The following is a 12,972-nucleotide window of genomic DNA, read 5'->3' as shown; positions in this document are numbered from 1 at the left end:
TTACAACAACTCCCGCTCGTCCACCATTTTGCTGAAACGCGCCGGGAATCCTTTGACGACGGTTTTCGGTTCCGTATCTTTCGTAACGAGCGCTCCGGCGGCGACGAACGTTTCTTCCGCCACCGTCACGCCCGGCAGCAAAATCGCTCCGCCCCCAACACGCGCTCCGCGCTTGATGGTCGCCCCTTTGATTTTCGCAAATCGCTCCTCCGTCCGCCCCATGTAGTTGTCGTTGGTCGTCGTGACGCACGGGGCGATGAACACATGATCTTCGATCGTCGTGTAAGCCGTGATGTAGGAGTTCGACTGGATTTTCGTCCGATCGCCGATTTGGACGTGGTTTTCGACGCACACCCCGCGCCCGACGATCACATATTGGCCGATGTGCACGTTTTCGCGCACGCTCGCCAAATCAGCGATCAATGTGTAGGCGCCGATCGTCGCTCCTCGATAGATGACAGCATTGGCGCCGATCGTGCAATGGTCGCCAATGACAAGCGGCGGCAGCTCACCCGACAGCTTGACGGTGCTCGTTTTCGCCGGCTTCGGCGGTTTGCCGAGCACCGCGCCGTCGGCGATCGTCACGCCGTCCCCAATGACCGTTCCTTCGTGAATCGTGACGCGATGGCCGATTTTAACGTCATTCCCGATTTTTACATTCGCCTCGATGACAGTGAAATGGCCGATTTCGACACGTTCACCGCAAACAACAGAGGGATCGACAATATGCATCGTTTCGTCTCCTTCGCTTACAATTTGACGTATTTGGCTGGTTTCGACACATCTTTCATGGCGTTGCGTGTGTCAAACACGACGCGGCTGTGACGAGCGACCATTTCATAGTCGATGTTGGAATGGTCGGTCGCAATCAAGACAAGATCCGACTGCTCCAGCAATTCCGGCGTCAGCTCGACCGTCTCCACCACCCGGTTGCACGCCCGGAACGACGGAACATACGGGTCGACGACCGCAAACTCCGCTCCGTATTGCTCGAGCAGCTCGACGATTTTCAACACTGGCGATTCGCGCACATCATCAATATCTTTTTTGTAGGCGACGCCGAGCACCGTCACTTTCGAACCGCGCAGCGCCTTCCCTTCTTCGTTCAAAATGAGCATCGCGCGGTTGACGACATATTCCGGCATGGCGTTGTTGATTTCGCCAGCCAGCTCGATCAAGCGCGTATGGTAGTTGTATTCGCGCGCTTTCCATGTCAAATAAAACGGGTCGATCGGAATGCAGTGGCCGCCAAGCCCCGGTCCCGGATAAAACGCCATAAATCCATACGGCTTCGTTTTCGCTGCATCGATGACTTCCCAGACATCAATGCCCATCCGTTCGCACAAAATGGCCATTTCGTTCGCTAACGCAATGTTGATATGGCGGAACGTGTTTTCAAAAATTTTCTCCATTTCCGCCACCGCTGGACTCGACACTTCATGGACATCGCCTTCAAGCACGGCTCGATACATCGCCGCCGCCACTTTCGTGCACGTCTTTGTCACGCCGCCGACGACTTTCGGCGTATTTTTCGTCTTAAACTGCTTGTTGCCCGGGTCCACCCGCTCCGGCGAATAGGCGACGAACACCGTTTCCCCGACGACAAGTCCTTTTTGCTCCAGCGCCGGCTTCACAATTTCTTCCGTCGTGCCTGGATAGGTGGTCGATTCCAAAACGACGAGCATCCCCTCATGGGCATATTTCGCGATTTCCTTCGCCGAGTTTTCAACGTACGACGTATCCGGCTGGTGATGCGCATCGAGCGGGGTCGGCACCGCGATCGCCACGGCATCGACTTCCGCGATCCGGGCGTAATCGGTCGTCGCCACCAGCCGTCCTTGTTTGACCATTTCATGCAGATCTTCATCGACGACATCGCCAATGTAGTTGATTCCATTGTTCACTTGATCGACACGGCTTTGTTGGATGTCAAAGCCGATGACATGAAACCCTGCTTTTGCTTTTTCGACTGCCAGCGGCAGCCCGACGTAGCCAAGCCCAACCACGCCGATCACCGCATCGCGTTTCTCAAACTTTTGCAACAGCCGTTCCGCGTAGTTCATTCTTCTCATTCCTTTCTTACTCAGATAATTGCACTCTTGTCCCGGTTTCCGCCGAACGCAAAATGGCTTCGATCAGCCGAACAGGAGCCAGTCCGTCCCAACCATTGACGATCGGCTCGCGGTTTTCGCGAATCGCTTGCACCATATCTTCAATGATCCATTGGTGCCCCGGCTTGCCAAACGGGTCGGCGTTGATCTCATCGATGAGCTTTGCTCGCTCTTCCTCACTGACGCCTTCCGCTTCCCACGTTTCGATAAAGTTCGCCGTCCGGCCGCCGATTTTCACTGATGCCGTTTCGCCGAAAATGGCGATCGATTCCTCTAAGTTTTGCGGGTAAATCGTCGTCGCTGCCTCGATGACGCCAAGCGCTCCGCTTTCAAACTCCACAACCGCCGCCGCGACGTCTTCCGTCTCAATCTTGCGCAGACGGGTCGCCGCCATCGCTTGCACCGCCTTGACCGGCCCCATCAACCAAAGCAGCAAATCCAAATTGTGAATCGCTTGGTTCATCAAGACGCCGCCATCGAACGCTTTCGTCCCTCGCCACGCCGCCTGATCGTAATAGGCTTGATTTCGATTCCAGCGCACCGTGGCGTTCGCGTGGCTCAGTTTTCCGAACATCCCGTGCTCCATCGCCTCTTTCAGCTTCCGAATGGCCGGACGGAAGCGGTTCGGATGAACGACCGCGAGCTTCACGTCGTATTCTTTCGCCGCCCGGATCATCTCTTCAGCGTCGCTCGTGCGGAGCGCCATCGGCTTTTCCACAATGATATGACGGCGATAACGGGCCGCCAACTTGGTCAACGGCGCATGCAATCCGGACGGAACACAAATGTTGACGACATCGATCTGTTCGTTCTCCTTCAACATCGTCTCCATGTCAGTGTAAACAGGAACATCCGACACGTCGCGCAGCCGTTCCGGGTTCGTGTCGCACACGGCCGCCAGCTCAGCGCCGTCCGCCTTTTCAATGGCATCGATATGTTTTTTCGCGATATGCCCCATGCCGACAATGGCAAAACGGATCATGAAGAATAGTACCTCCTCGCGTCCAATATATACTTCCAAAGCGTCAGCCAAACGACCGTCAAAAACAGGCCGAGGACAAGGCCGATCGCCGCAAGCTGCCCGGTATACGTTTTCGATTTCGCCACCGTTTCCGACAATACGGCTGGTTTTTCGTAAAAGACAAGATTGCCGCGGATGCGATTGACGCGCTCCATCACTTCGGTCAAATTGTTTTCCGACTCAACCAACAAGTCACTGATGTCATCGAGCTGTTCTGGATTCAAGCGGCCCGACTGGACTTGTTCGCTATAATAATCGACTTTTTGCTGCAATGCGCGCTCCCGTTCTTCCAACGCATGCAAGTATTTCGTGGTGACATCAATCCGTTCTTGTGAATGGCGCTCGAGCTCCTGGCTGTATTCCGACACCACATGCTTCAATTCCCGGCTCACGTCTTGTTCATCGTCGCCTTTGACTGTGATTTGCACGTACTGTTCTTCAGGAACGACGACGTCCAAGTTTTTCACCTCAGGAAACTTCGCTTCTATATTTTTCGGATCCGTCAACTCTTTTACGTCAATTGATCCCGTAAACACGACTGCTTTCCCCGTATACTTCTCCCCCAGCAACAAAAGCCTCCCTGCCATGACGGTCAACACGATCGTCGCAAGCGGAACGAGAAGAAACCACCATTTTCGTTGCCAAAAAAAGCGCAAATATTCGTATAGCACAAACGGTCGTTTTTCCGCCGTCAATCCGGCCACCATCCCTTATCATAAAATAACAAAGTGTTGTGAACAAAACAAATGATCGAACGCCAAAGAAAACGCCATTGCTGTGCGCAAGTGACGTTTCCTTTGACAGGTTGGACGATCAAACGAAATGACGGTAAAATTCCGCGATTTTCTCCACGACGTATTGTTGCTGCTCCTCTTTCAGCTCTGGGAACATCGGGAGCGACAGCGCTTCTTTCGCTGCCTTTTCCGCCTCCGGCAACTGCCCTTCCTTATACCCGAGCGAAGCAAACACCGGCTGCAAATGCAACGGCAACGGATAGTACACCATCGTCGCGATCCCCTGTTCTTTCAAAAACGCCTGCAGCTCGTCGCGCTTCGGCACGCGAATCGTGTATTGATGGAACACATGATAGCGCCCCTCGACCTCTTTCGGCGTCACGACAAGGTCGCCGACCGCCTCCTGCAGCAGGCGCGTATACGTCGCCGCATGCTGGCGCCGCTGTTCCGTCCAACGATCCAGATGCGGGAATTTGACGCTTAAAATCGCCGCTTGCATCTCATCGAGACGGCTGTTGTAGCCAAGCACATGATGGTAATATTTCGGCTTGCTGCCGTGAACGCGGATCACCCTGCATTTTTCCGCCAATTCATCATCGTTCGTAATGATCATGCCGCCATCCCCGTAGGCGCCCAAGTTTTTCGTCGGGAAGAAGCTGTACGTCGCTGCCGTCCCCAGCTCGCCAACGCATTTCCCTTGGTATTTCGCGCCGATGGCCTGGGCGGCGTCCTCAATGACAACCAATCCATGCCGCTTGGCAATCGCAACGATCGCCTCCATATCCGCCATTTGCCCGTATAAATGCACCGGGATGATGGCTTTCGTTTTCTCTGTTACCGCGGCTTCGATTTGCGCAGGATCGATGTTGAACGTCACCGGATCGATATCGACAAACACCGGTTTGGCGCCAAGCCGCGCGATGGCTCCAGCTGTCGCAAAAAACGTAAACGATGTGGTAATGACTTCGTCCCCTGGGCCGACGCCGGCCGCTTGCAAAGCAATATGTATCGCATCGCTTCCGTTGCCGCAGCCGATTCCGTGTTTCGCCCGGCTGTAGGCGGCAATTTCCGCTTCCATTTTCTTTACATAGTCCCCTAAAATAAAGCGGGAAGAACGCATCACCTCGTCCAATACACGCATGATCTCCGGCTTCAATTGTTCATACTGTTCGCTCAAATCCAACATTGGCACGTTCATCGCAAGTTCCTCCAAATCCAAAAAATATATAGAATAAACATGTTTAGTTTATCACATTTGTGACAATATATAATGACAGTTTTGTGGCAATCTTGGCCTTGCCGTAAAAAATGAGCGAAGGAATGGCACAAGCTGCATAAACAATAAAAAAGAAGGGTATAATTTTCCAGAGAAGGACAATTCCTGAAAAAAGCCGTTTGTCCCTTTTATGACACAAACGGCCCCTTTGCTATTTATCGGTCATTTCCGTATACTTTTCGGCTTCCCCGAAGCAACTTGCGAATAAAAGTCATAAACGGCTTGTACTGGTCATTGACCAAGCCGATCAGCTCAGCCAGCAGTTCCCCGAAGACGATCAAGGCAAAAACGATGAGAATGGACTGCCATAACGTCGAGGCGGAGAACAAAATAGCGCTGACCGCAAACATCAAGCCAAACGCATAAATCAACAAGACCGTGTTGCGGTGCGAAAAACCAAGAGCGAGCAACCGATGATGAAGATGCGACTTATCGGGCGCCGAGATCGGCCGCTTGTTCACAATGCGGCGGATAATGGCAAACGTCGTATCGAAAATCGGCACGCCCAAAATGATCACCGGAACGACGAAGCTGAAGAGCGTCACGCTTTTGTAAAGGCCTAGCACCGACAGAACGGAAATGGCATAACCTAAAAACAACGCGCCGGTATCCCCCATGAAAATTTTCGCCGGGTGGAAGTTGTAAAACAAGAAAGCGATGACGCTGCCCAAGATGATCAAGCAGAGCGTGAAAATGAGCATTTTGCCCGCCATGCCCGCCATGACGGCAATGGCCGCAATCCCAATGGCGGAAATGCCTGCGGACAACCCATCCAACCCGTCGATCAAGTTGATGGCGTTCGTAATCGCCACAATCCAAAATATCGTAATCGGGTAGCTCCACAGCCCCAACTCAAACGTGCCGACAAACGGGACGGTCAAAAGATCGACCTTCAGCCCGGAAGCGACAACGACGAACGCCGCCAGCAACTGTCCGGCCAGCTTCACTTTCGGCGACAGCTCGTACAAATCGTCAAGCATCCCGACGAGCACGATGATGATGGCGCCGACCGTCATCCCCGTCACTTGCTCTTTATACACCCCACCGACAAAATAGCCGATGGCCACACCAATAAAAATAGCCAATCCGCCAAGCCTTGGCATGACTTTTGTATGCACTTTCCTCCCGTTCGGCCGATCAACCGCGCCCATTTTGATGGCGAGCTTGATCACGAACGGGGTGATGACCAATACTGTGATAAACGAAGCCAAACATGCGGCAAATGCTTCCATATTCATGTGCAATCACCTTGGCCTTATAAAATCGCGGAAACACACATCATCTTTATGTTACCATATACGATGAGTAAATCAATCTTTTTTTACACCGCTTTTTGTCCCCAAGGATGGAAAATTTCTTTTCCCCCTTGCCGTGAGAAACTCCGAGCGCCAATCCGACGGACGATTCCACATTTTACATCTTCTCTCTACACGAAGCATCTTGTGTTATAATTAGGTTTTAGAGCACTTGGTGTGAATCATGCCTGTCTAGGAGAGGAATGGACAATATGTTGACAAAAGTAAAGCAACTATTTGACGAAAGCGCTCGAGAAGTGCAGCGTCTTGCTAAACTGGTGGCGCAAATCAATGAATGGGAACCCACCATTTCTTCGCTGAGCGATGAACAACTGCGTCAAAAAACGGTTGCCTTCAAAGAACGGCTCGAAAGCGGCGAGACGCTCGATGACATAAAAACCGAGGCGTTTGCCGTCGTCCGGGAAGCGGCCCGGCGCGTGCTCGGGCTGCGCCATTACGACGTGCAACTGATGGGCGGATTGGCGATGCATGAAGGAAACATCGCCGAAATGCAGACCGGGGAAGGAAAGACGCTGGCGGCCACTTTGCCAAGCTACTTGCACGCCCTCCTTGGGAAAGGCGTCCACATTATTACAGCCAACGAATATTTAGCGCGCCGGGACTGCGAACAAATGGGCCGTTTGTTCCGCTTCCTCGGCTTAACCGTCGGCCTGAATGTGTCGCAAATGACGGCGAGCGAGAAAAAAGAAGCGTATGCGGCTGATATCACGTACGGCACCGGCACCGAGTTCGGCTTTGATTATTTGCGCGACAACATGGTGTACCGCCTCGAAGATAAAGTGCAGCGCCCGCTGTATTACGCCATCATCGATGAAATCGACAGCATTTTAATCGACGAAGCGCGCACCCCGCTCATCATCGCCAACAAATCGGGAATCGGGGCCGAGCTGTTCCCGATTATGGCCCGGATCGTCTGCACATTTCAAGAAGGAAAAGACTATGAGCGCTCGCTAGAGACAAAGCAAATTTTTCTCACGGAAGAAGGAGCGCAAAAACTTGAGCGGGCGTTTGGCATCGACAACCTATACGACTGGGAGCATCACGTGCTGCTCCATCATGCGATGCAGTCGCTGCGCGCTTGGTTTATCATGCGGCGGGATGTCGATTACATCGTCAAAAATGGCAAAGTCATGATCGTTGACCCGTTCACCGGTCGGGTGATGGAAGGGCGCTCATTCAGCGATGGTCTGCATCAAGCGATCGAGGCGAAAGAAGGCGTGGACATCACCGAAGAAAACGACATCCAAGCAACGATTACGATCCAAAACTATTTTCGGATGTATGAGAAGCTAGCCGGGATGACCGGCAGCGCTACGCCGTCGAAAGAAGAATTTTGGCAAACGTACCGGCTGCGCGTTATTACGATTCCGACAAACCGGCCATCCCGCCGCATCGACTGGGACGACCTCGTCTACCAGACGTATGAGGCAAAAGTACGGAAAATTATTGACGAAGTGAAAAAAATGAATGCCATCGGCCGCCCCGTTCTCATCGGCACGACGTCAGTCGCTCAGTCGGAACGGTTATCAGCGGAGTTTTCCAAAGCAGGCATCCCTCACCACCTGCTCAATGCCAAAACGGAGGAAGAAGAGGCGCGCATCATCGCGACTGCCGGGCAAAAAGGGCAAGTGATGATCGCCACCAATATGGCCGGGCGCGGAACGGATATTTTGCTTGGGGAAGGCGTCAAGGAACTGGGCGGGCTGCACATCATCGGCACAGAGCGACATGAAAGCCATCGCATTGATATGCAGCTGCGCGGCCGAGCAGGACGCCAAGGGGATCCGGGGTCTTCCCAGTTTATCATTTCGCTGGAGGATGATTTATTTCGGCTGTACGATCAAGAGGAACTGGAAAAATGGCGAAGCAAAGTCAAGACGGATGACAACGGGCTCATCGTGTCGCCTGACCCGATCAAGTTCGTCCAAAAAGTGCAAACAACGATCGAAAACGCCCATTATTCGGCGCGATTGCATTTATTGAAATTGGACACCGTGATCGACCAACAAAGCAAAGTCATCTACCATATGCGCGATCGCGTCTTGGCGCTGAAGCAGTCAGAGGTGCTGTCCGAGCTCCTTCAGCACATCCATCGCTATATCACGCAAACGATCGACCGTTACTGTCCGGAAAACGTCTTTTTTGAAGAGTGGAACATCGAAGGATTGCACAACGAGCTGCGCCGTGCCTTTTTCCGGTTTGCCTATCTGATTGATGATCTTCGTCATAAGCAAAAACAAGAAATCGCCCAGCTCGTTTGGAACGAATACCAATCACTTGAAGCAGCACTCGCCGATCTTCCGTGTGACGAAGAACAAACCATGCGGCTTAAGCATTTGATGGTTGAAACCATCGATGCTCACTGGATTCGCCACTTAAATCAACTGAATGTATTAAAAGAGGGAATTCATTTGCGCAGCTATGGCCAAGAGGATCCATACCGCGCCTTTGAAATGGACGCTTACCGCGAATTCGTCGCGCTGCAGCAAGCGATCGACGCCGGCATCTCCACCGCCGCCATGAACTATTTGAAAAGCCAGTTTGTCATTGATGACGAAGCGGCCGCCGCCGCGAACCAACCATAACCGCGGCGCAGCACGCCGCCCCGTAAAGGAGGGGTTCCATGATTTTTCGAAGAAAACAACGCACGCAACCGGAGGCCGAGCTGCCGGCACAACATGTCGAACAGCCGGAGGTCGGAACGAAAACAACGCTGTCGTTTCATCCGGACTGGCAGCTGTCTCCAGAAGAAACGTACGTCTATCGCTTTTACCACGAACAGCTGCCGTCGCTTCAGCCAAACCAAATTTCCATTTCGGGCGTCAAGCTGGTCGAATACAATGATGGATTTGTCGCTGTCGCCATTTTGCGCAATACGCTGCCGAAACCGGTCCGCTTTGAACGAATTCGCCTGTTGCTGCTTGGCGAGGATGGCACAGCGATCGCCCGCAAAGAGTTTGACATGAGCGCTTTCGGCGAACTGCCGCCGATGACAGCCCGTCCGTGGCGGTTCTTGTTCGCCGCCGAGGACAAGCTCGTCGATCAATTGCCTGCAGATGGATGGAAGATCGCCTTTGAATTGACACCGCGGCATCGGCTCGAGCTAGAGGAAAGCTGGGAACAGTCGCTGTCGGCCGAGCAGCGCCAACAGCTGCAAGCCCTTGTTGACTCGGTTCCGCCTCCTGCTCGCGGGGAAGTGAACTTCATGGGCATTGAAGCGAAACAGTTGCCTTCCGGCAAGCTAGCCGTCACGCTGCTCATTCGCAACGGCAGCGACCAACAGATCCGTTTTGAACAAATCCCGCTTGAAGTGCGGGATCATGCTGGCGACATCGTCGCCCGCGGATTGTTTGCCTGCCATCTGGAAGTGAAAGCCCACACCAGCAAACCATGGACGTTCCTCTTCCCACCGGAATTGCTGCGCAAAGCAGAACCGGATTGGACGTCCTGGAAGGTGACGATCCCATCCTCCCCGGCACAGAGCGAAAGGCAAGAAACGCAATCAAGCGAGGAGTAACCGGCAAAAAGCTGGCCCCCATGGTCGCCAAACGACCGATGGAGGCCAGCTTTCTTTGCACCGTTCCGTTCAAAACGGCCGCGCTCCCGTTGTCCGCTGAGCCTTAGACGCAACAGCCGAACGTTGCATCATCAAGAACGACGGCTATCCAACCCATCTCGACGGGAGGGCCTTATTTCGTAGTTTGAATCTCCATGTAAGCACCTTTTTTCATCGCCACGCCGTCTTTGCTTTTCAACACCGGCGGAATGACCAATAAATAGCTCTGCCCTTTGGCCAGCTTCGCTGCCGGTTTGATCACCAGCTCCGTCCCCCGACGGATTTGCGCCGTCACCGCTGCTTCCTGTCCGCCTAATTGATACAATTTCACTCCGCTTACCGCGGTATTGGCGAGCGGACGAGAGAAGCGGACGACAAACGTCTTATCGACCGGCGCATTGCGCAGCTTGCCGAGCGACTGATACCCTTTCAGCTGGCCAATCAGCAAATCGCGGTGAGCGGCGTACAGCTCTTTCCCAACGACCGTCGGCACATCCGGCTTCACCCCGACATGATGAATCGGCGTCCCTTTTGGCGAGAAAAAGTGGGCGACGGTCAACTTCAACATGCTGCCGTCCGACAGCTCAAACATTTCCTGCATCGATCCTTTGCCAAACGTCCGCTGGCCGTACAAAACGGCCGCCTTTTGCTCCTTCACCGCCGCCGCCAACATTTCCGACGCGCTCGCGCTCGACGCATTGACAAGCAACCGGATCGGACCCGTCATTTGCACCGGCTGTTTGACAGCAGCATACACTTCTGGGCGATTCGAACGGTCGCGCAACTGAAACGCTTGCTTCACATTTGGGAAAAAGCCGGCGATTTGCTGCGCTGTTTCGACATATCCCCCCGGATTGTCCCGAAGGTCCAAAATCCACCCTTTCACTCCGCTTAAGGAGCGGATGGCGCGTTCGATTTCACTGGGAGCTGTCTCATCAAAACTATATAGCTGAATATAGCCGATATTCCCTGCCAGCCGTTTGAACTCAACGTTCGGCCAGTCGATTTTTTCCCGCTTGATGGTGACACTGACGGTTTCCTCGGTCGACGGCCGCCAAACGGTTACGGCCACCGTCGTTCCTTCTTCCCCTGCGATCAAGCTCAATACTTTTTCCATAGTCTCATTTGTTACCGGCTGCCCGTCAACCGCCCGAATCACATCGCCCGGCTGCAGCCCGGCGCGGGCGGCTGGTCCATTGTCCAAGACAGACAGGATGTGGACGCCGTCCTCATCTTCCTCAACCATCACGCCGATGCCGACAGACTCCATGTCAATCCACTTCAAAAATTCCTCGTATTCTTGTTTTGTCATATAGGCAGAATACGGGTCAAGCTGTTTGACAATATCTTGCGGGGTGCTGGCTTTCAGCACTCGATCGCTTACGGGTTCAACATAATACTGACGAACCAACTCCCGCACTTCTTCGAGCACCTTCGTTGACGCCGTCGCCGCCTCCGCCGGTGGGCTCCAAGCCAAAAATGGAGCCGCAAACAACAGAAGAGCCGCCGCCCATCGTTGCATCACCGTCATATTCGTCTCTCCTCTCCCGAGATGCGCTCGTTTACTCGATATCGACATCTAAGACAACCGGCGCTTTAAAATCATCGATATACACCGCCAGCTGCTTGCGCGTCGCCGCATCCACCACGTTTGGCAGCCATCGGTCGCAAAGCGACAGCAGCCGCTCCGCCCGCGCGATATCCCCTTCATCATACGCATCAAGCAGCTTGTCCATGGCTTTCATAATATTGATGGGATCATACGCACGCTGCTGAACAGCCAAAGCCGGGCGTTGAAACCATCCTTCCATCTTTTCGCGCAGCGCCGCTCCCGGAACACGGCCGATGAGAATCGCCGTTTTGCGAATTTGGTATTGCAACAGGGCATAGGAATCATACACGACATCCACATCCCCCGTCCGCAGCGCCCGGTCGACGTTGGCCGTCAAGGCGCGCAATCGCTCCCCGCTTTCGACAGCGCTGATATAGGCAGAAGCCTTTTTGATTGTCTGTTCTCCGGCAGCGATCCGTTTTTCCAACTGCGCCCTTGCCGTTTGCGGACGCACGCGCGCCACTTCTTTTTTTGCCGCCTGATAATCGCTTTTGACTTGGTTGAAGAGACGGTACGGCTTGGACCATTGATTGGCTTTCATCGCCCGCTCAAGCTGGGCGGCATGCTGCTCAAGCCGCTCCACATTCGGGAATGGAGCCGCTTCCGTCTGAACGGCCAACAGTGAAAAAGATAGCCAAAACACCGCCAGCCATCCGATGATGGAAAATGCTTTTCTCCGTTTTCTCCTCACGCTTTCACCTGCTATCTACAAAAATATAAAACATGTATTTCAATTTTACTGGAAAAGAGGCAAAATGAAAATATGCCCTGAAAAAAAATCCAACGTAAGCCCTTCCAAGCATAAATAAGGCTGACTCTTCAGTCACCTTTCCATTGACTGTCAGAGTCAGCCTTGATCAACTAAAGTGCGGCCAGTTCGTTTGCTGCTGATCCCCGTCGATTTTGCTTAGCGTCCGGTAGCGAAACGGAATGATGGCCTGCTCTGGCTTTCCAAGAAACTCTTTCGCCCATTCGAACGGAATCAAATCGAACTGTTCCTTGTTTTCGGCGATGAAATAGACGCCAACAACTCTCCCTTGTTGATGGAGGTCAATGGTTAAAAAAGCCGGATAATACGTGCCGTCTTGCGCTTGCAACACGGCTTTGGCTGTCACCCGGCCGCCTCCTTCCTCTTCCACATCCGGATTGGCGATTCTCTCCAACACCTTGATCGCCCATCCTTGTTTTTTATATCCTCCGACCAGCTTCGGCGGGTTTTTCCGCAACTGCTCCAACAACGTTTGTTCGTCCATCGTCAAGCTTTTGCCTCCCTTGCGGTTTGCCTATCCACATATATACAATACTTTTCAGAGAAATGCAAATGCCCAGAAGAACAGCATGCAAGG

Annotated in this window: 11 protein-coding genes; 2 read left to right on the top strand and 9 right to left on the bottom strand. The window is 53.2% G+C overall.

The features are described 5' to 3' along the window. From N685_RS0106785 to N685_RS0106760, 6 genes are all read right to left on the bottom strand, one after another. Entirely contained in the window at positions 1-732 is a 732-nt protein-coding gene (locus N685_RS0106785) for an acyltransferase (protein ID WP_031406961.1), read from the bottom strand. 17 nt (positions 733-749) lie between these two features. Further along, positions 750-2,063 carry a nucleotide sugar dehydrogenase gene (locus N685_RS0106780; protein WP_031406959.1) on the bottom strand — a complete coding sequence of 438 codons (1,314 nt, stop codon included), beginning with the start codon at positions 2,061-2,063 and terminating at the stop codon, positions 750-752. Positions 2,064-2,079: 16 nt separating this feature from the next. Further along, positions 2,080-3,093 (bottom strand): Gfo/Idh/MocA family protein, encoded by a 1,014-nt coding sequence (locus tag N685_RS0106775; protein ID WP_031406957.1) that lies wholly within the window; start codon positions 3,091-3,093, stop codon positions 2,080-2,082. Then, positions 3,090-3,827: a GumC domain-containing protein gene (locus tag N685_RS0106770; protein ID WP_031406956.1), complete on the bottom strand. Its 738-nt coding sequence runs from the start codon at positions 3,825-3,827 to the stop codon at positions 3,090-3,092. The genes N685_RS0106775 and N685_RS0106770 overlap by 4 nt, the downstream gene beginning before the upstream one ends. A 118-nt stretch (positions 3,828-3,945) precedes the next feature. Then, entirely contained in the window at positions 3,946-5,064 is a 1,119-nt protein-coding gene (locus N685_RS0106765; protein ID WP_031406954.1) for a DegT/DnrJ/EryC1/StrS family aminotransferase, read from the bottom strand. Positions 5,065-5,297: 233 nt separating this feature from the next. Beyond that, positions 5,298-6,380, bottom strand: a complete 1,083-nt coding sequence (locus N685_RS0106760; protein ID WP_031406952.1) for a glycosyltransferase family 4 protein — start codon at positions 6,378-6,380, stop codon at positions 5,298-5,300. A 269-nt stretch (positions 6,381-6,649) separates the two neighbouring features. Between N685_RS0106760 and secA2 the strand changes: the two genes are divergently transcribed. Next, positions 6,650-9,043, top strand: coding sequence for an accessory Sec system translocase SecA2 (gene secA2 / locus N685_RS0106755; protein ID WP_031406950.1), 2,394 nt, complete (start codon positions 6,650-6,652; stop codon positions 9,041-9,043). Positions 9,044-9,081: 38 nt separating this feature from the next. Beyond that, the gene (locus N685_RS0106750) at positions 9,082-9,975 is read left to right on the top strand and encodes an accessory Sec system S-layer assembly protein (RefSeq protein WP_031406948.1); all 894 of its coding nucleotides are present in this window, start codon (positions 9,082-9,084) and stop codon (positions 9,973-9,975) included. A 172-nt stretch (positions 9,976-10,147) separates the two neighbouring features. On the opposite strand, the gene N685_RS0106740 is transcribed toward N685_RS0106750, so the two are convergent. The 3 genes from N685_RS0106740 to N685_RS0106730 all read right to left on the bottom strand — a co-directional run bounded on the left by N685_RS0106740 (position 10,148) and on the right by N685_RS0106730 (position 12,885). Beyond that, positions 10,148-11,545, bottom strand: a complete 1,398-nt coding sequence (locus N685_RS0106740; RefSeq protein ID WP_031406946.1) for a S41 family peptidase — start codon at positions 11,543-11,545, stop codon at positions 10,148-10,150. A 31-nt stretch (positions 11,546-11,576) separates the two neighbouring features. After that, positions 11,577-12,317, bottom strand: coding sequence for a hypothetical protein (locus N685_RS0106735; RefSeq protein ID WP_031406944.1), 741 nt, complete (start codon positions 12,315-12,317; stop codon positions 11,577-11,579). Between the two features lie 166 nt (positions 12,318-12,483). Next, positions 12,484-12,885: a hypothetical protein gene (locus N685_RS0106730; RefSeq protein ID WP_033842315.1), complete on the bottom strand. Its 402-nt coding sequence runs from the start codon at positions 12,883-12,885 to the stop codon at positions 12,484-12,486. Positions 12,886-12,972 lie beyond the last annotated feature (87 nt).

Source organism: Geobacillus vulcani PSS1, from assembly GCF_000733845.1.
Classification (GTDB): Bacteria; Bacillota; Bacilli; order Bacillales; family Anoxybacillaceae; genus Geobacillus; species Geobacillus vulcani.
The sequence above is the reverse complement of the archived record's forward strand: the minus strand, read 5'-3'. Positions and strand labels throughout refer to the sequence as shown.

Bases quoted from the DNA above. Each gene is read 5' to 3' on its own strand.
- N685_RS0106750 (WP_031406948.1), top strand. From the start codon at position 9,082: ATGATTTTTCGAAGAAAACAACGCACGCAACCGGAGGCCGAGCTGCCG.
- N685_RS0106785 (WP_031406961.1), bottom strand. From the start codon at position 732: ATGCATATTGTCGATCCCTCTGTTGTTTGCGGTGAACGTGTCGAAATC.
- secA2 (WP_031406950.1), top strand. From the start codon at position 6,650: ATGTTGACAAAAGTAAAGCAACTATTTGACGAAAGCGCTCGAGAAGTG.
- N685_RS0106740 (WP_031406946.1), bottom strand. From the start codon at position 11,545: ATGACGGTGATGCAACGATGGGCGGCGGCTCTTCTGTTGTTTGCGGCT.
- N685_RS0106765 (WP_031406954.1), bottom strand. From the start codon at position 5,064: ATGAACGTGCCAATGTTGGATTTGAGCGAACAGTATGAACAATTGAAG.
- N685_RS0106760 (WP_031406952.1), bottom strand. From the start codon at position 6,380: ATGAATATGGAAGCATTTGCCGCATGTTTGGCTTCGTTTATCACAGTA.
- N685_RS0106775 (WP_031406957.1), bottom strand. From the start codon at position 3,093: ATGATCCGTTTTGCCATTGTCGGCATGGGGCATATCGCGAAAAAACAT.
- N685_RS0106780 (WP_031406959.1), bottom strand. From the start codon at position 2,063: ATGAACTACGCGGAACGGCTGTTGCAAAAGTTTGAGAAACGCGATGCG.